The following is a 17,693-nucleotide window of genomic DNA, read 5'->3' on the forward strand; positions in this document are numbered from 1 at the left end:
CACAGGGTGCTCCGCGCCCCCTGCGGATGTCCCTAGCCTGCCGGGATGGACATCCGCCTCGCCCTCGTCGGTCTCGTGCACGGCGCGCTGCTCGCGGTCGGCGTCCTCCTGATCGTGATCGATGCCCGCACGCACCGGCTCCCGAACCGCATCGTGCTGCCCACCCTGGTCCTGCTGCTCGCGATGATGGTCGTCGACGCCGTCCTCACCGCAGACGCGGCCGCGCTGATCCGTGGCCTGCTCGGCTCCCTCGCGCTCGGCGGCTTCTACGCCGTGCTGCGACTGCTCAGCCGGTCGGGAATGGGCGGTGGAGACGTGAAGCTCGCCCTCGTGATCGGACTCCTCCTGGCGTGGCACGGCTGGGGCGCGTTCCTCCTCGGCGCCTCTTCCGCCTTCGTGTTCGGAGCGGTCTATGCCCTCGTGCTCCTTGCCGCGGGACGCGCCGACCGGAGGACCCGCATCGCCTTCGGGCCGTGGATGATCGCCGGGGCCGTGGTCGGCATCTTCGGCGGTTGACCGCGGGGATCGCCCCGAACGGGGGAGGGCGGCGCTACCCTGAGCACATGGCACTCGCACGACTTCACGGCGGCCCGCTGGACGGGCAGATCATCCCCCTCGACGATGCGGACGACAAGCTGATCGTCCCCTACAGCGAGACGCAGGTGGTCTACAACCGCCGCGGCGAGCCGCAGAACACCGGCGAGAACGACGGCCCCACCGAGATCGACTACTGGTTCGAGGAGGCCCTCGAGGACCTCACCCTCGAGGATGACTGAGCCCTCCCGCACCGTCGAGGTCGAGCGCAAGTACGACGTCGACGAGGAGACTCCGCTGCCGGACTGGACGGCGATCCCCGGCGTCGACGCCGTCTCGCCCGGTGCGCACCGCGCCCTCGACGCCCGCTATCTCGACACCGCCGACGGCACGCTGGCCCGCGCCGGCGTCGCGCTGCGACGTCGCTCCGGCGGACCGGACGAGGGGTGGCACATCAAGGGTCCGCGGCAGGGCGACGGCCGGGTCGAGCAGGGCTGGCCCCTCAGCGACGAGGAGATCCCGACAGCGGTGCGCGCAGCGATCGCCGCGTGGACGACCGCGCCGCTGGAACCCCTCGCGCGCATCGAGAACGACCGAACGGCGTATCTTCTCACCGGGCCGGACGGCGTCGTGGCGGAGTTCGTCGACGACCACGTCCGGGCGACCGACCTGCGCGGCGGGACGCGTCGCAGCTGGCGGGAGTGGGAGGTCGAGCTGGGCCCCGCCGGTCCTTCGGACGACGCCGGACGGGCGGCGTTCTTCGCGGCGATCGAGCGTGCGGTGCACGCGGCGGGCGGTCGAGAGGCCGCGTCCGACTCGAAGCTCGCCCGCGCTCTCGGCTTCTAGGCGGCGGACCGCCGGGACGCAACCCCTTTCCGCCCGCGGTTGCGGGGTGGTTGAGTGACGACATGAGTCGACCGCCCGTGCTCCGATCGCTGCAGACGATCGTCCCCGAGACCGTCCTCGTGCAGGAGCAGGTGCGTGACGTCTTCGCCGCCCAGCCCGACCTGGGACGGCTGGCACAGCGCATCGTGGCGACGTCGTTCAACGTCTCCGGCATCGACACGCGGCACACCGTGATCGAGGAACTGGCCGACGATGCCGACCAGGACGAGCCGCTGTTCTACGACCGCGGCTCGGGACGGCTGCTGGCGCCGGGCACGAAGGTGCGCAATGACGTCTACACGCGTGAGGCCTCACGGCTCTTCGTCGAGGCGGCGCGTCGCGCCCTCGAGGCGGACCCTGACCTGAACGCTGCGGATGTGACGCACGTCATCACGGTCTCCTGCACGGGATTCCATGCTCCCGGTCCCGAGTATGAGATCGTGCGCGGGCTGGGGCTCTCCGACGCCGTCCAGCGGTACCACCTCGGCTTCATGGGCTGCTACGCCTCGATGCCCGCGCTCCGCGCCGCCGGCCAGTTCTGCGCCGCGGATGAGAACGCGGTCGTCCTCGTCGTCAGCGTCGAGCTGTGCACCCTGCACCTGCGATCCTCGGAGGACCCGGACACCATCGTCGCCTCCTCGCTGTTCGCCGACGGGGCGGCCGCCGGGATCGTGACGGCACGGGACCTGCCCACGACCGTCCCGGCGCTCCGACTCGACGGCTTCCACACCGCGATCGTCCCGGAGGGTGTGGACGACATGGCGTGGACGATCGGTGACTCGGGCTTCGAGATGATCCTCTCCACCGCCGTCCCGCAGATCATCGGGGAGTCGATCATCGGGGCGCTCGCGCCGCTCTACGGTCGGGAGGACGGCCTGGCGGAGGCCTTCGCCGCCGGGCGGGTGGGCGAGAGGGTGCGGCACTGGGCGATCCACCCCGGCGGACGGAGCATCCTCGACCGGGTGCAGGAGCGGATGGCGTTGAGCGACGCCCAGCTGCGTCCCGCGCGGGAGACGCTCCGGGAGTACGGGAACATGTCCAGCGCGACGGTGCTGTTCGTGCTGAAGCGCATCCTGGAGCAGGAGGGCGCGGAGGCGGGCGACCGCGTGGCGGCGATGGCCTTCGGACCCGGGCTCACCGCCGAGAGCGCGCTGCTGACCGTGGTCGTGCCCGCACCGTGAGCGTGGACCTGTCGACGCGTGCCGTCGATCTCGTCGAGCTCATGGACGCCCCCGACGCGGACGAGGAGGCGCTCGGCCGCACGTACCGACGCTTCAGCGCCGTCAACGCGGTCGTCTCCCGTCCCGGGCGACTGTACCGGCGGGACATCCGCCCCCGGGCGGCGACCGGACGCCGATTGCGCATCCTCGACATCGGCGCGGGCGGAGGGGATCTGTGCCGCGATCTGGTCCGCCGGTTGCGCCGCGACGGACTCCGCGCCGACATCACCGCGCTCGACGCCGATGAGCGGGCCATCCGCTGGGCCTCCGCGCACGACGACGGCGCAGGCATCCACTACCGCCACGCGTTCTCCGGCGACCTCGTGGCGGCCGGCGACGCCTACGACGTCGTGCTGTCCAACCACGTCCTCCATCACCTCGAATCCGCGGCGCTGCACACGGTGCTCGACGACTCGCGCGCCCTCGTCGGCGACCGCGGACTCGTCTCCCATCACGACATCGCCCGCAGCCGCCTGGCCTACGCGGCGTTCGCCGCGGGCACCCGGCCGTTCGCGGGGAACCTCCTCGCCGGGTCCTTCATCCGCGTCGACGGCCTCCTGAGCATCCGCCGCTCGTACACGCCGCAGGAGCTCGAGGCCGTCGCCCCACCGGACTGGGAGGTCCGGTCGCACCTGCCCGCTCGGCTGGAACTGCGCTGGGAGGGTGCGGATGGTCGACCATGATGTCCTCGTGGTCGGCGGTGGTCCGGTCGGGCTGCTCCTCGCGTGCCTCGTGGGGCAGGACGGTCGCCGGGTGCGGGTGTGCGAGCGTCGCACCGAGCGGGGCACGCAGACGCGCGCGATCGGGATCCATCGTCCGGGACTCGATGCCCTCGATGCGGCAGGAGTGGGCACGACCGTGCGCGCCGAGGCTCTGCGACTGTCAGGCGGCGAGGTCCGCAGCCGCGGTCGTCGGCTCGCGGCGCTGCCCTTCACGCCGGAGCGTCCGATCCTGACGCTCGCGCAGCCACGCACGGAGGAGCTTCTGCGAGAGCGTCTTCAGGAACTGCAGCCCCGTGCGCTGCGGCTCGGGACCACCGTGCAGTCCGTGCACGATGAGGGACCGTTCGTCCGCGTCGGGATCGACGACGAACGCGGGTCCCGGGAGGAGACGGCTGCGGTGGTCGTCGTCGCCGACGGTGTGCGCAGTCCCCTCCGCGAGGCGTTCGGTGCGGGCTGGTCCGCGCGTACGGGAAACGCGCGCTATGCGATGCTCGATGTCGATGCGCCGCAGGGCGACGACCGCGCCGTGCTGTTCTTCGAGCCGGACGGCCTCGTCGAGTCCTTTCCGCTGCCGGGCGGCCGGCGCCGCTGGGTGGTGCGCGAAGAACGCGGCCGGATGGTGGCCTCCGCCGCCGAACTGGCCCGTATCGTCGCGCAGCGGACGGGGGAGCGCGTCGTCGTCGATCCGGCCGCCTCGGTGTCCTCGTTCCGCGCCGCTCAGCACGCGGCTCGACGACTGCATCGCGGACGGATCGTCCTCCTGGGCGACGCCGCTCACGAGGTGAGCCCGATCGGCGGCCAGGGCATGAACCTCGGCTGGGCGGATGCGCTCCGACTCGTCGCGGCGCTGCGCCGGACCGATCAGGGAGCCGTTCCGCGCCTGGACGGCTTCGCCCGCGGCGTCCAGCGGTATGCACGGAAGGCGCATCGCCGTTCCGCGTTCTTCATGGCGATGGGGACGCCGGTGCCCACGCCGGTCGTGACCGCGCGCGAGGGGCTGGTGCGCGCGCTCGGGTCCCCGGCGCTGCGCGGCTGGACGACCGGCCTCGTCACCATGCGCGGCCTGTGACGCGAGAAGGCCCGGTCCGCGATGCGCGGACCGGGCCTTCTCAAGGTGCGGATCAGAAGTTGATCATGTGGCCGGCGAGACCGTGGAAGCCCTCCTGCAGCGCCTCCGACAGCGTCGGGTGCGTGTGGACGTTGCGGGCCAGCTCGAGGGCCGTGAGGTCCCACTTCTGCGCGAGGGTGAGCTCGGGCAGAAGCTCCGACACGTCGGGGCCGATCATGTGGGCGCCGATGAGCTCCAGGTGCTCGGCGTCGGCGATGAGCTTGACGAAGCCGACCGGCTCGCCGAGGCCGTGCGCCTTGCCGTTGGCCATGAACGGGAAGGTCGCGACCTTGATGTCGCGCCCCTCGTCCTTCGCCTGCTGCTCGGTGAGCCCGAAGGACGCCACCTGTGGCGAGCAGAAGGTCGCCCGCGGCATCATGCGGTAGTCGCCCAGCGTCATGGTCTCCGCGCCGCCGATGGTCTCGGCCGCGACGACGCCCTGCGCCTCCGCGACGTGGGCGAGCTGCAGCTTGGCGGTCACGTCACCGATGGCGTAGATGCCCTCGACGTTCGTGCGCATGTGGTCGTCGATGTCGATCGCGCCGCGCTCGGTGAGCTTCACGCCCGTCTTGTCGAGTCCGAAGCCCTCGACGTTCGGAGCGAACCCGACCGACATGAGGACCTTGTCGGCCTCGATCGACGCCTGCTGGCCGTCCTTGCCCGTGTAGGAGACGGTCACGGAGGAGCCGTTGTCGACGACCGACTCGACCTTGGTGGACGTGAGGATGTCGACGCCGTAGTTCTTGTACTGCTTCGTGATCTCCTTCGACACGTCGGCGTCCTCGTTGGGGAGGGCGCGGTCGAGGAACTCGATGATCGTGACCTTGACGCCGTAGTTCGTCATCACGTAGGCGAACTCCATGCCGATGGCGCCGGCGCCGATGATGACGATGGACTTCGGCAGCTCACGGGAGAGGATCTGCTCTTCGTAGGTCACGACGTTGTCGCTGAGCTGCACGCCGGGGAGCAGGCGGACCTTGGAGCCGGTCGCGATGATCACGTTGTCGAACGTGACCTCCTCGGTGGAGCCGTCCGACTTCGCGACGGAGATGGCCTTCGGACCCGTGAAGGTGCCGCGGCCGTCGTACTCGGTCACCTTGTTCTTCTTCATGAGGAAGTGGATGCCCTTGACCCGGCCGTCCGCGACGACACGGCTGCGGTCGAACGCCTTGCCGTAGTCGATCGTGAACTCTCCGGAGATCCCGAAGAAATCGGCCTTGTGGTTCAGGGTGTGCGCGATCTCCGCGTTCTTCAGGAGCGCCTTGGAGGGGATGCAGCCGACGTTGAGGCAGACACCACCCCAGTACTTCTCCTCGATGATCGCGGTGGACAGACCGAGCTGCGCGCTGCGAACCGCAGCGACGTATCCGCCAGGACCTGCACCAAGGATGACGACGTCGTAGTGTGGCATGCCTTAAGCCTATCGCTCCGAGGGGGCGTGGGAATCGGTGGGGGCAGGGCCCCGACGACCGCGCAGGACGAGCCAGACGACGACGGCGATCACGGCGAGCACGGCGAGGATCGCGAGCACCCAGATCCACGCCGGTGTGGCTCCGGAGCCGTCATCCCCGCTCTCGGGTGCCGAGGTCGCCGTGGCCTCGGGCGTGGCGGTCTGCTCCGTCGTCGGCGCCGCCGTCGGGGGAGCAGTGGTGGGCTCGTCCGTCGGTGTGGTCTCGTCGCCGATCGTGACGGTGAAGGAGAACTCGCCGGAGGTCGGGTGGCCGTCGCTGGAGACGACCTTCCAGATGACGCGGTACTCGCCTGCCGGCCCTGAGCCGCTCAAGGGCTGGGTCACGACGGCGCCCTCGACCGTGGCGGCGCCGTCGATCACGGATTCGCCCGCCGGATCGGTGACGACGACCTCGGTCGCGCCCTCGCCGTCGATGAGCTTGGCGCTGAAGGTGAGGGTCAGCTCGGACGGCAGCGTCTCCACCGCGCTGTCCGCCGCGGGCGACGACGATACGAGGGCGTCGTGGGCGGATGCGGACAGCGGAGAGAAGAGGACGAGGAACGCGGCGAGGAGGGTGGCCGCGAGAGCGATCGGGGTGGCCGGGCGGCGCAAGGCTGTGGTCTTCACGAGACCAGCCTATGAATCCCCGGTATGGGACCGCTGAGTGCGAAAGCGGCTCCCGCGCACCCCTCCGGATCGGATAGTCTGGACAGCCAGGAGGGCACAGTGACAGACAGCGACAGCCGACCGGCCGGTGAAGCCGCCATCCATCGCTCCGGCGAGCCGAGACACGATGTGACGCAGACGTTCGGGCACGATTCCGATCTGTCGTTCGTGCCGTTCGGCGTGGAGTTGACCGATGTCGAGCAGTCGGCCATCGCGGCGCTGCCCTCGGGCTCCGCTCTGCTGCTCGTCCGCTCCGGCGCGCTCGCCGGTGCCCGTTACCTGCTCGACACCGACGTCACCACGGTCGGTCGCCACCCCGAGGCGGACATCTTCTTCGATGACGTCACGGTGTCGCGCCGTCACGCCGAGATCACGCGGAACGGGACGACGTTCGAGATCATCGACCAGCGCTCCCTCAACGGCACGTACGTCAACGGGGAGCGCGTCGACCGCAGCGCCCTGGCGGACGGTTCCGAGCTGCGCGTCGGCAAGTTCCGGCTGAACTTCTTCGCTTCCCCGCTCGATCGCGCGGCGAACGCCTGATGGTGGCGACTCCCGCCCGCGAACGCTCCGCGTCCGCGGGCCTGCTGAGTATCGGTCAGGTGCTCGCTCGTCTCACCCCGGAGTTCCCCGACCTGACCTCCAGCAAGCTGCGGTTCCTGGAAGTGCAGGGCATCGTCCGCCCGTCCCGCACAGAGTCCGGCTATCGGAAGTTCTCGGCGTCCGACATCGAACGCCTCCGTCTGGGGCTGACGTTGCAGCGGGATCATTACCTTCCGCTCAGCGTGATCCGTGAGCAGCTCGACGAGGCCGAGGCCTCAGGAGAGACGGCCACGCTCGCCCCGCCGCCCTCGATCGCGCCCGCTCCGCGCCGCTATCGCCGCGAGGAGCTGCTGGCCGCCGCCGGTGCCGGGCCGCAGCTGCTCAACGACGCGATCAGCACCGGGGTCATCACCGCGCAGGAGACGTACCCGGAATCCACGGTCGCGCTGCTCCGCGGGCTCGTCGCTCTCGACCGGCACGGCATCGAGCCGCGCCATCTCCGCTCCCTCCGTCAGGGGGCCGAGCGCGAGGTGGCCCTGATCGAGTCGGCGCTGTCCACGTTGCTGCGCCGGACGGACGCGGCGTCGCGGGCCCGCGCCAACGAGCTGGCGCCGGAGTTGGCCACGCGGATCGACGACGTGCGGACGCTGTTCGTGAAGGATGCGCTCACGCGCATCCTTTCGTAACGAACTGATTGCGACACACCTTCGGCGTCGCACGGATGTCGTTGCCGGTGCCGGGACCCTGCTCTACCGTGGAGATAACCGTTCCAGGGAGGATTTCAGATGAATGCGGATGAGCTCGCAGGCGACCCGCGGTTCGTGACCGAACTCCTCTTCACGGACGGTCTGCCGGCGATGGACGATGAGGTCGGCTACCGCGGTGCCGTTGCGGCCCGCGCCGCCGGCATCACGTACCGCCAGCTCGACTACTGGGCTCGCACCGAGCTCGTGGAACCCACGGTGCGCGGCGCGAACGGCTCGGGGTCCCAGCGGCTCTACGGCTTCCGCGACATCCTCGTACTCAAGCTCGTCAAGAGTCTGCTCGACACGGGCATCTCCCTGCAGCAGATCCGTACCGCGGTGGACGAACTCCGTCGCGCCGGTATCCGCGATCTCGCCGGCACGACGCTCATGAGCGACGGTGCCTCGGTCTACCTCTGCACGTCGAACGACGAGGTGATCGACCTCGTCAGCCGCGGTCAGGGCGTGTTCGGCATCGCGGTCGGCAAGGTCCTCCGCGAGGTGGAGTCGACGCTCGTCGCGTTCGATCCGACCGCACCGGACCCGGTCGACGAGCTGTCGGCCCGGCGCGCCAAGCGCACGGCCTGACGCCCTCCCTCCCGCTTCACGAAGAACGGCCACCCTCGAAGAGGATGGCCGTTTCGTCGTTCTTGGCGTCAGCTCTGCGGTCCGTTCTCCGGGACCGGGATGCGGCCGGTCCGGATGATGCGGTCGAGGAGCTGGTCGAAGTCGGCGGCGAGCTCCTGCGCCGAGTCGCCGGGCCAGATGTGGAGGGGTTTCGCGGCGCCCTGCGCCTGCTGCAGGGAGGTGCGCTCCGGTAGCTGCGGCGAGAGGACGAGGGGACCGAACATGTCCCGCAGCTCCTTGATGCGGAACTGGTGCTCGATCGACTGCGGGCGCACGCGGTTGACGACGATGCCCAGCGGCTGAAGGCGAGGGGAGAGGCCACGGCGGATCTCCTCGATCGCGCGGAGCGCACGGTCCGCTGCGGCCACGGAGAAGAGGCCGGGCTCGGTGACGACCATCACGCGGTCGCTGGCGGCCCACGCGGTGCGCGTGAGGGCGTTCAGCGACGGGGCGCAGTCGATGAGCACGAGGTCGTAGTCCGCCTCGACCGCCGCGAGGGCCTCCTCGAGCTTCCACACGTCACGGACGCTCGGGTGCGGGCCGTCGAAGTTGATGGCGGACGGGCTGCCGATCAGCACGTCGATGGTGCCGGGGTGGACCTTGGCCCAGCCGCTGGAGGTGATCGCCTGACGGACGGTCTTCTCCTTCGGGTTCGCCAGCACATCGGCGATGTTGAGTCGTCCGGCGACCTGGATGTCCATCCCGGTGGAGACGTCGGACTGCGGGTCGAGGTCGACGACGAGAGTCCGGACGCCCCGGGCGAAAGCCGCGGAGGCCAGCCCGAGTGTCACGGTCGTCTTGCCGACGCCTCCCTTGAGAGAGCTGACGCTGAGTACGTGCACGGACTCCACGTTACCTTCCCCTAGGCTGGGGGAACACTCAGCCCCGCCCCATGTGCGTGCTTCGGCCGTGCATCGAGCTCTCAGAGGTGTGCATGTTCCAGAAGATCCTTGTGGCGAATCGTGGCGAGATCGCGATCCGGGCATTCCGAGCGGCCGTGGAAGTGGGGGCGCGCACCGTCGCCGTCTTCCCGCACGAGGACCGCGGCTCGGTGCACCGGCTCAAAGCCGACGAGGCGTACGTGATCGGCGAGCGGGGCCATCCGGTGCGCGCCTACCTGGATGTCGACGAGATCATCCGCGTCGCCACCGAGTCGGGTGCCGACGCCATCTACCCCGGTTACGGCTTCCTCTCGGAGAACCCGGAGCTCGCGGAGAAGGCCGCTGCGCACGGCATCGTCTTCATCGGACCGCCCGCGAAGGTGCTGGAGATGGCCGGCAACAAGGTCGAGGCCAAGCGGCACGCGGTCGAAGCGGGTGTCCCCGTGCTCCGGTCCACGGAGGCCTCCGACGATGTCGACGCGCTCGTCGCCCAGGCGGAGGAGATCGGCTTCCCGCTCTTCGCCAAGGCGGTCGCCGGCGGCGGGGGCCGAGGCATGCGACGCGTCGAGACGCTCGGGGATCTCGGACCCGCTCTCGCCGAGGCGATGCGGGAAGCGGGCAGCGCCTTCGGCGATCCCCGGATGTTCCTCGAGCAGGCCGTCGTGCGCCCGCGTCACATCGAAGTGCAGATCCTCGCGGACAAGACCGGCGAGACGGTGCACCTGTTCGAGCGGGACTGCTCCGTGCAGCGGCGGCACCAGAAGGTCGTCGAGATCGCCCCGGCCCCCAACCTCGACGACGACGTGCGCACAGCACTGCACGGCTACGCCGTCGCCTTCGCGCGGTCCATCGGCTACGAGAACGCCGGGACCGTCGAGTTCCTCCTGGAGACCGCGGGGGAGCGCGCGGGCGAGGTCGTCTTCATCGAGATGAATCCCCGCATCCAGGTCGAGCACACGGTGACCGAGGAGGTCACCGACGTCGATCTCGTGCAGAGTCAGATGCGCATCGCCGCAGGGCAGACCCTCGCGGAGCTCGGACTGCAGCAGGAGAACCTGCACCTGCGCGGTGCCGCGCTGCAGTGCCGCATCACCACGGAGGACCCGACGCAGGGCTTCCGCCCCGACACCGGGAAGATCACGACCTACCGCTCGCCCGGCGGCGCCGGGATCCGCCTGGACGGCGGCACCGTGCACCAGGGCGCGCAGATCAGCCCGCACTTCGACTCGATGCTGGCGAAGCTCACGTGCCGCGGCCGGGACTTCCCTGCCGCCGTCGCCCGTGCCCGCCGTGCTCTCGCCGAGTTCCGCATCCGCGGCGTCTCCACGAACATCCCGTTCCTCCAGGCGCTGCTCGAGGACGAGGCGTTCATCCGCGGTGATGTCAGCACGTCGTTCATCGATGAGCGTCCCGAGCTGCTCCGAGGGCGCGAATCGAAAGACCGTGGGACGAAGATCCTCAACTGGCTCGTCGACGTGACGGTGAACAAGCCCCACGGCGCGCACCCCGGCGTCATCGATCCGGCCACCAAGCTCCCGCCGATCGACCTGACCGCCGAGCCCGCGCCCGGCTCCCGGCAGCGGCTGCTCGACGTCGGCCCCGAGGAGTTCGCCCGCGGCCTGCGCGCCCAGAGCGCGCTCGCGATCACCGACACGACCTTCCGCGACGCGCACCAGTCGCTGCTCGCGACCCGGGTCCGCACGAAGGACCTCGTCGCCGCCGCCCCGTACCTGGCCCGGCTGACACCGGAGCTGCTGTCGGTGGAGGCCTGGGGCGGTGCCACCTACGACGTCGCACTCCGCTTCCTCGGGGAAGACCCCTGGGAGCGCCTCGACAAGCTGCGCGCGGCGCTGCCGAACGTCGCGATCCAGATGCTCCTGCGCGGCCGGAACACGGTCGGCTACACGCCGTACCCGACGGCGGTGACCGAGGCCTTCGTCGCGGAGGCGGCGGCGAGCGGCGTCGACATCTTCCGCATCTTCGACGCGCTCAACGACGTGGAGCAGATGCGCCCGGCGATCGAGGCGGTCCGCGCCACGGGAACCGCGGTGGCGGAGGTCGCGCTCTGCTACACCGGCGACCTGCTCGACCCCGCCGAGGGGCTCTACACCCTCGACTACTACCTGGGACTGGCCGACCAGATCGTCGACGCCGGTGCGCACATCCTCGCGATCAAGGACATGGCCGGCCTGCTCCGGCCGGCCGCGGCCGCGAAGCTCGTCGCGGCGCTGCGCGAGCGCTTCGACCTGCCCGTGCACCTGCACACCCACGACACTCCCGGTGGACAGCTCGCGACCCTGCTCGCGGCCAGCGCCGCGGGCGTGGATGCCGTGGACGCCGCTTCGGCGCCGCTGTCCGGAACGACCAGCCAGCCGTCGCTGTCGTCGCTCGTGGCCGCCCTCGCCCACACGGAGCGGGACAGCGGGCTCTCGCTCGCGGCCGTGTCCGACCTCGAGCCCTACTGGGAGGCGGTGCGTCGCCAGTACGCGCCGTTCGAGTCCGGGCTTCCCGGACCCACGGGGCGCGTGTACCACCACGAGATCCCCGGAGGACAGCTGTCGAACCTCCGGCAGCAGGCCAAGGCCCTCGGCCTCGCGGAGGACTTCGAACTCATCGAGGACATGTACGCCGCGGCCGACCGCATCCTCGGTCGCGTGCCGAAGGTCACGCCGTCGTCGAAGGTCGTGGGTGATCTCGCGCTGCACCTCGCCGCGGTGAAGGCCGACCCCGCGGACTTCGAGGCGAACCCGGAGAAGTACGACGTGCCCGACTCCGTCGTGGGCTTCATGGCCGGCGAGCTCGGCGACCTCCCGGGCGGCTGGCCGGAGCCGTTCCGCTCCAAGGTGCTCGCGGGGCGTGCCGTGCGCACGGGACTGACGGCGCTGACGGACCAGGACGAGGCGGAGTTGGCCGGGACGAGCGCGCAGCGGCGCTCGCGCCTGAACACGCTGCTCTTCCCGGCCCCCACGGCGGAGTTCGCCGAGCGGCGCGAGCAGTATGGCGACCTCTCCGTTCTCGACACGAGCGACTACCTCTATGGCCTGGTTCCCGGCCAGGAGCATCTCATAGAGATCGATCGCGGCGTGCAGCTGTACGTCGGGCTCGAAGCGATCGGCGAAGCCGACGACAAGGGCATGCGGACGGTCATGACGACGCTGAACGGTCAGCTCCGCCCGGTGTTCGTGCGGGATCGCTCCGTCGCCGTCGATGTGCACGAGGTGGAGAAGGCCGACACGTCGGTGCCCGGCCAGGTTGCGGCGCCGTTCTCCGGAGTGGTCACCCTCAAGGCCGAGGTGGGGGTGACCGTGCGCGCGGGCGAGCCGGTCGCGTCGATCGAGGCGATGAAGATGGAGGCCGCCATCACGGCACCCGTGGACGGGATCGTGGAGCGGCACGCCATCGCGGAGACGCAGCAGGTGGACGCGGGTGATCTTTTGGTCGTGATCCGGCCGGCGCACTAATCTTGTGCGGGCGAGGCCGCGCACCCTGGGCGCATCCCGAGGCCCGCACAGGTTGGGAGTGACACGTGACCGCGAAGAACAACGCCGATCCCGAGGACAGTCCGCTGGGGGTGCTCGACGACACCGCGTCCGTCGACACCGCCGGCATCGGCATCCTCGGTGCGACCGCGCAGGTGCGGGTGACCCTGCCGGCGGAGGAGGACGACGACCTCGCCGACGACGGTGTGGTGGACGGGGAGGTCGGGATCGATCTCATCGTGGATGACCTCACCCTTCCCGCCGCGCCGAAGGCCGTTCTCGACGCACCGCGACTCGATGAGGTGATCGATGCCGTCGTGGTGGAGGAACCCGCGAAGTCCATCGATGCCGTGCCGGACCCCGTGGCGGAAGAGGAGGAGGCCGCGGCCCGCTTCCTCGCGAAGGCCGGCGCCGACCGTGCGGAGACCGCCGCTGCGAAGCCGGTCCGCGCCCCGCAGGCACCCGTGCAGAAGGAGACCACGATGATGACCGAAGCCGACGACAAGCCCGTCGCGGCCGCACGTCCGGCGCCTCGCACGGATGTGACCCTCACCGCGAAGCGTCTGGGGGAGCTGGGGGAGTCCGCCCGCGAGTCGTCCGATCTGCTCACCACCGACCGCCTCCTCGACCCGCACCGGGTGGCCAAGCCGGAACCCGAAGGCGGGTGGAGTCACCTGGTCTACACGCTGTCCGGTCGACGGCTGAACCTCGGCGACAGCCGACGTGCGCGCGAACGCAAGGAGCTCACGGCGCGGATCGCCGCCCCGCTCGCCGGCGGCGCGCGCTTCGTGCCGGTGCTCTCGCGCAAGGGCGGCGTGGGCAAGACCACCATCACGGCGCTCCTCGGGATGGCCCTCGCGGACGCGAGGGAAGACCGCGTCATCGCGGTGGACGCCAACCCCGACCGCGGGACGCTCGCCGACCGGGTCCAGCGCGCGCAGCACGGCAAGTCCGTGCGCGACCTCGTCCGCATCCGCGACGATGTGCGCGGCTACCACGACATCTCCGCGATCGTGGCCCGGGATGCGACGCGCCTCGACGTGCTCGCCTCGGATGCCGATCCTCGGGTGGCCGAGGCTTTCAGTGACGACGACTATCGCGACGTGGCCGACGTGGCCGCGCACTACTACTCGCTCGTCCTCACCGACACCGGCACCGGCATCGTCCACTCGGTGATGTCGGCGACGCTCGACCTCGCCGATCAGATCGTCATCGTCTCCGGACTCAGTGTGGACGAGGCACGGCTGGCGTCCGAGACGCTCACGTGGCTGGAGACCAACGGGTACGCGCAGCAGGCGCGGGACGCGATCGTGGTGCTGAACCAGTCGACGCCGGGGACTCCCCTCGTGCGCCTGGGAGAGCTCGAGGCGCACTTCGCGTCGCGGGCCCGCAGCGTCGTGCGCGTGCCGTACGATCCGCAGATCGCCGCGGGCGGGACGATCGTCTTCGCGAACCTCCTCCCCGAGACGAGGAAGGCGGCGCGGGAACTCGCGGCGCTTCTCATCGAGGGCCTGCGGGCGAAGGCCGCCTGATGACGGTCCGAGAGATCCGCATCTTCGGCGACCCGGTCCTGCGGACGGTGTGCGCGCCCATCGAGGAGATCGACGACGGCGTGCGTGCGCTCGTCACCGACCTGCTGGAGACCGTCGAGCTCCCGGGGCGCGCCGGCGTGGCCGCGCCGCAGATCGGCGTCGCGCTCCGTGCCTTCAGCTACAACGTGGACGGCGAGATCGGCTACGTCCTCAATCCGGTGCTGACCGAGGTGCGCGGCGAGCCGCAGCCGACGGGGGAGGGCTGCCTCTCGGTGCCGGGTCTCTGGCACGACGCTCAGCGCCACCCCTGGGCCCGCGTCGAGGGGATCGACCTGGACGGCCAGCCGGTCGTGCTCGAGGGCGATGGGTTGCTCGCGCAGGCGCTCCAGCACGAGACCGACCACCTCGACGGCAAGCTCTTCCTCTCCCGGCTCGACCCCGAGACCCGGAAGGTCGCGATGCGCGAAGTCCGCGAGAGCTCCTGGTTCTGACCGTCGACCCACCCCTTTTCGTACGAACCGGCCCCTTGCGCGCGAGCGCAAGGGGCCGGTTCGGTCAGAAGGGGGTGGGTCGACGGGCGGATCAGCCGCCGATCGCGACGTTGGTCGTGGCGACGGGCTCGTCGTAGATCGCGGAGATCTCGTCGGCGAAGTCGTTCATGATGACGGCGCGCTTGATCGACAGCTTCGGGGTGAGGTGGCCGGAGGCCTCCGTCCACTCCGAGTCGAGGATCGTGAACTTGCGGATGGATTCCGCCCGCGACACCCGCTCGTTCGCCGCGTCGACCGCGCGCTGCACCTCGGCGCGGACCTGCGGGTTCGCGGAGGCTTCCGCCAGGCTCATGTTCGCGTCGAGACCGTTGTTGCCGAGCCAGGTCGGCAGCATCTCCGGGTCGAGCGTGACGAGAGCGGAGATGAAGGGGCGCTGGTCGCCGACGACGACGACCTGCCCGACGATCGGGTTCGCGCGGATCGGGTCCTCCAGCGCGGCGGGAGCGACGTTCTTCCCACCCGCCGTGACGATGATCTCCTTCTTGCGCCCGGTGATGGTGAGGAAGCCGTCGGCGTCGAAGCTGCCGATGTCGCCCGTGTGGAACCATCCGCCGTCGCTGAACGCCTCGGCGGTGGCCTCGGGGTTGTTCCAGTACTCCTTGAAGACGTTGATGCCGCGCACCTCGATCTCGCCGTCGTCGGCGAGACGCACGCCCACGCCGGGGAGGGCGGGACCGACCGTGCCGATCTTCGACTTCGAGGCCAGGTTCACCGTCGCCGGGGCCGTGGTCTCGGTCAGGCCATAGCCCTCGAGGATCACGACGCCGAGGCTGTGGAAGAAGTGCCCGAGGCGCGCGCCCAGGGGAGCGGAGCCGGACACGGCGTAGGCGACGTTGCCGCCCATGGCCTCACGCAGCTTGGAGTAGACGAGCTTGTTGAACAGCGCGAACTTGAGCTTCATCCCGAACGGGATCTTCTTGCCCTCCTCGAGGAGGCGGGAGTGCTCGATCGCGACGTCGGCGGCCGCGCGGAAGATCTTGCCCTTGCCGCCGGCCTCGGCCTTCTGCTCGGCCGAATTGTAGACCTTCTCGAACACCCGGGGGACCGCGAGGAGGAAGGTGGGCTGGAACGAGCCGAGCGCGGGGAGCAGCTGTCGCGTGTCCGGCTGGTGGCCGGTGCGGACGCCCGCGTGCACGTTGAGGATGGAGATGAAGCGGGCGAAGACGTGCGCGGTCGTGATGAAGAGGAGCGTGGAGGCGCCGGGCGTCTGCACGACCTCGTCGAGCGCCTTGGCGGAGTTGCGGGACAACTCGACGAAGTTGCTGTGCGTGAGCACGCAGCCCTTGGGGCGGCCGGTGGAGCCGGAGGTGTAGATGAGGGTCGCGATGTCCGAGCCGACGGCGAGGTTGCGGCGACGCTGGATCTCCTCATCGGAGACCGACGCCCCCTGCGCGGTGAGCGTATCGATCGCACCGAGATGCAGCTGCCAGACCTCGCGGAGGAGAGGCAGATCGCCGCGGACCTCGTCGACGCGGGCGAAGTGCTCCGGCGACTCGACGACGAGGGCGATCGCGCCGGAATCCTCGAGGATCCACTGGATCTGCGACGGCGAGCTCGTCTCGTAGATCGGCACCATGACGGCACCGGCGTAGAAGAGGGCGAAGTCGACGAGGCTCCACTCGTACGTGGTGCGGGCGAGGAAGCCGACCTTCTCGCCGGGCTGGATGCCGGCGGCGGTGAAGCCCTTCGCGAGCGCGATCACCGCGGTCTCGAAGTCGGCAGCGGTGATGTCGCGCCATCCGTCGCCTTGCGGGACGGAGAACAGCGCCCGGTCGGGAGTCGCCTCGACGCGCTTCGCAAGCAGGTCGGCGACGTTCGCGTCGGGATCGGCGGGGACGATCGCGGGGACTTCAAACTGGACCACGGCAGCTCCTTCGGTACCGGTCGGGCACGGGCGTTGGTCCGAGTCTAGGGCATGGCACCGGGTCGCGGTCAGGGTGGAACTGAGTCGCTCTTCGGGTGTCGAGGCGAAGAACGGGCAGGGCGTTCCGAGGGGCGGCGCTAGACTTCACCTCGATGTTCTACTGGCTGATGAAGTACGTCGTGATCGGCCCCGTGGTCAAGGCCGTGTTCCGTCCCTGGATCGTGGGGCGGAAGAACGTGCCCGCGACCGGGGCCGCGATCCTGGCCAGCAACCATCTCTCCTTCGCGGACTCGATCTTCCTGCCGCTCGTGATCGACCGGCCGATGTCGTTCCTCGCGAAGAGCGACTACTTCACCGGGCGAGGCCTCAAGGGCTGGTCCACCCGCTTCTTCATGAAGGCGACAGGCCAGATCCCCATCGACCGCTCCGGCGGCAAGGCGTCCGAGGCCTCCCTGAACACCGGCCTTCAGGTGCTCGGCGGCGGGGACCTGCTGGGCATCTACCCCGAGGGCACGCGCAGCCCCGACGGCAAGCTCTACCGCGGCCGCACCGGCATCGCCCGGATGGCGCTCGAGGCCAAGGTTCCCGTCATCCCGGTCATCATGGTGGACACCGACACGGCCATGCCCATCGGCCGCCGCATCCCGCGGGTCATGCGCGTCGGGATCGTCATCGGCGAGCCGCTGGACTTCTCCCGTTACGCGGGCATGGAGAACGACCGCTACATCCTCCGCTCCGTCACCGACGAGATCATGGTGGCGCTGCAGCGGCTCGGTCAGCAGGAGTACGAGGACGTCTACGCGTCGACCGTCAAGGACCGCCTCCCGAGCCGCGTCACATAGGCTCCGCAGCGCATCTCGGGGGTACCTCGTCCCACTAGGCTTGACG

The 17,693-nt window shown here is 70.2% G+C and carries 17 protein-coding genes; 13 read left to right on the forward strand and 4 right to left on the reverse strand.

Going from position 1 to position 17,693, the window contains the following annotated elements; all coding sequences use genetic code 11:
• Positions 1–45 precede the first annotated feature (45 nt).
• The 6 genes from CYL12_RS01755 to CYL12_RS01780 all read left to right on the forward strand — a co-directional run bounded on the left by CYL12_RS01755 (position 46) and on the right by CYL12_RS01780 (position 4,430).
• Positions 46–516 (forward strand): prepilin peptidase, encoded by a 471-nt coding sequence (locus tag CYL12_RS01755; protein WP_101844976.1) that lies wholly within the window; start codon positions 46–48, stop codon positions 514–516.
• A gap of 47 nt (positions 517–563) precedes the next feature.
• On the forward strand, positions 564–776 hold the full coding sequence (locus CYL12_RS01760; RefSeq protein ID WP_101844978.1) for a response regulator: 213 nt from the start codon (positions 564–566) through the stop codon (positions 774–776).
• A complete protein-coding gene (locus CYL12_RS01765) occupies positions 769–1,380 on the forward strand; it encodes a CYTH domain-containing protein (protein WP_101844980.1) in 612 nt (203 codons plus the stop codon). Before CYL12_RS01760 ends, CYL12_RS01765 begins: the two co-directional genes overlap by 8 nt.
• 62 nt (positions 1,381–1,442) lie before the next feature.
• Positions 1,443–2,600, forward strand: a complete 1,158-nt coding sequence (locus CYL12_RS01770; RefSeq protein WP_233486808.1) for a type III polyketide synthase — start codon at positions 1,443–1,445, stop codon at positions 2,598–2,600.
• 2 nt (positions 2,601–2,602) lie between these two features.
• A complete protein-coding gene (locus CYL12_RS01775; RefSeq protein ID WP_233486809.1) occupies positions 2,603–3,322 on the forward strand; it encodes a methyltransferase domain-containing protein in 720 nt (239 codons plus the stop codon).
• Positions 3,309–4,430, forward strand: a complete 1,122-nt coding sequence (locus tag CYL12_RS01780; protein WP_101844987.1) for an FAD-dependent oxidoreductase — start codon at positions 3,309–3,311, stop codon at positions 4,428–4,430. The genes CYL12_RS01775 and CYL12_RS01780 overlap by 14 nt, the downstream gene beginning before the upstream one ends.
• Before the next feature lie 52 nt (positions 4,431–4,482).
• Here the strand turns inward: CYL12_RS01780 and lpdA are convergent, their stop codons facing one another.
• The gene (lpdA, locus tag CYL12_RS01785; protein WP_101844989.1) at positions 4,483–5,880 is read right to left on the reverse strand and encodes a dihydrolipoyl dehydrogenase; all 1,398 of its coding nucleotides are present in this window, start codon (positions 5,878–5,880) and stop codon (positions 4,483–4,485) included.
• A 9-nt stretch (positions 5,881–5,889) separates the two neighbouring features.
• Positions 5,890–6,546, reverse strand: a complete 657-nt coding sequence (locus CYL12_RS01790; protein WP_101844991.1) for a copper resistance CopC family protein — start codon at positions 6,544–6,546, stop codon at positions 5,890–5,892.
• Positions 6,547–6,645: 99 nt separating this feature from the next.
• Between CYL12_RS01790 and CYL12_RS01795 the strand changes: the two genes are divergently transcribed.
• The 3 genes from CYL12_RS01795 to CYL12_RS01805 all read left to right on the forward strand — a co-directional run bounded on the left by CYL12_RS01795 (position 6,646) and on the right by CYL12_RS01805 (position 8,459).
• Positions 6,646–7,128 carry an FHA domain-containing protein gene (locus CYL12_RS01795; RefSeq protein ID WP_101844993.1) on the forward strand — a complete coding sequence of 161 codons (483 nt, stop codon included), beginning with the start codon at positions 6,646–6,648 and terminating at the stop codon, positions 7,126–7,128.
• A complete protein-coding gene (locus tag CYL12_RS01800; protein WP_101844995.1) occupies positions 7,128–7,814 on the forward strand; it encodes a transcriptional regulator FtsR in 687 nt (228 codons plus the stop codon). The genes CYL12_RS01795 and CYL12_RS01800 overlap by 1 nt, the downstream gene beginning before the upstream one ends.
• A gap of 99 nt (positions 7,815–7,913) precedes the next feature.
• On the forward strand, positions 7,914–8,459 hold the full coding sequence (locus CYL12_RS01805; protein ID WP_025105106.1) for a MerR family transcriptional regulator: 546 nt from the start codon (positions 7,914–7,916) through the stop codon (positions 8,457–8,459).
• A 68-nt stretch (positions 8,460–8,527) separates the two neighbouring features.
• Here CYL12_RS01805 and CYL12_RS01810 read toward each other — a convergent pair whose 3' ends face one another.
• Entirely contained in the window at positions 8,528–9,340 is an 813-nt protein-coding gene (locus tag CYL12_RS01810) for a ParA family protein (RefSeq protein ID WP_101848631.1), read from the reverse strand.
• Between the two features lie 92 nt (positions 9,341–9,432).
• Between CYL12_RS01810 and CYL12_RS01815 the strand changes: the two genes are divergently transcribed.
• The 3 genes from CYL12_RS01815 (at position 9,433) to def (ending at position 14,881) form a co-directional block, all read left to right on the forward strand.
• Positions 9,433–12,840 carry a pyruvate carboxylase gene (locus CYL12_RS01815; protein WP_101844997.1) on the forward strand — a complete coding sequence of 1,136 codons (3,408 nt, stop codon included), beginning with the start codon at positions 9,433–9,435 and terminating at the stop codon, positions 12,838–12,840.
• 65 nt (positions 12,841–12,905) lie between these two features.
• The gene (locus CYL12_RS01820; RefSeq protein WP_101844999.1) at positions 12,906–14,390 is read left to right on the forward strand and encodes a MinD/ParA family ATP-binding protein; all 1,485 of its coding nucleotides are present in this window, start codon (positions 12,906–12,908) and stop codon (positions 14,388–14,390) included.
• Positions 14,390–14,881: a peptide deformylase gene (def, locus tag CYL12_RS01825; RefSeq protein ID WP_101845001.1), complete on the forward strand. Its 492-nt coding sequence runs from the start codon at positions 14,390–14,392 to the stop codon at positions 14,879–14,881. Before CYL12_RS01820 ends, def begins: the two co-directional genes overlap by 1 nt.
• 91 nt (positions 14,882–14,972) lie before the next feature.
• Here def and CYL12_RS01830 read toward each other — a convergent pair whose 3' ends face one another.
• Positions 14,973–16,805, reverse strand: coding sequence for an AMP-dependent synthetase/ligase (locus CYL12_RS01830; RefSeq protein WP_101845003.1), 1,833 nt, complete (start codon positions 16,803–16,805; stop codon positions 14,973–14,975).
• A 152-nt stretch (positions 16,806–16,957) separates the two neighbouring features.
• On the opposite strand from CYL12_RS01830, the gene CYL12_RS01835 reads away from it, so the two are divergent.
• Entirely contained in the window at positions 16,958–17,647 is a 690-nt protein-coding gene (locus CYL12_RS01835; protein ID WP_101845005.1) for a lysophospholipid acyltransferase family protein, read from the forward strand.
• The last annotated feature ends 46 nt before the right edge of the window (positions 17,648–17,693 follow it).

The sequence above is a fragment of the Zhihengliuella sp. ISTPL4 genome, assembly GCF_002848265.1.
Classification (GTDB): domain Bacteria; phylum Actinomycetota; class Actinomycetes; order Actinomycetales; family Microbacteriaceae; genus Microbacterium.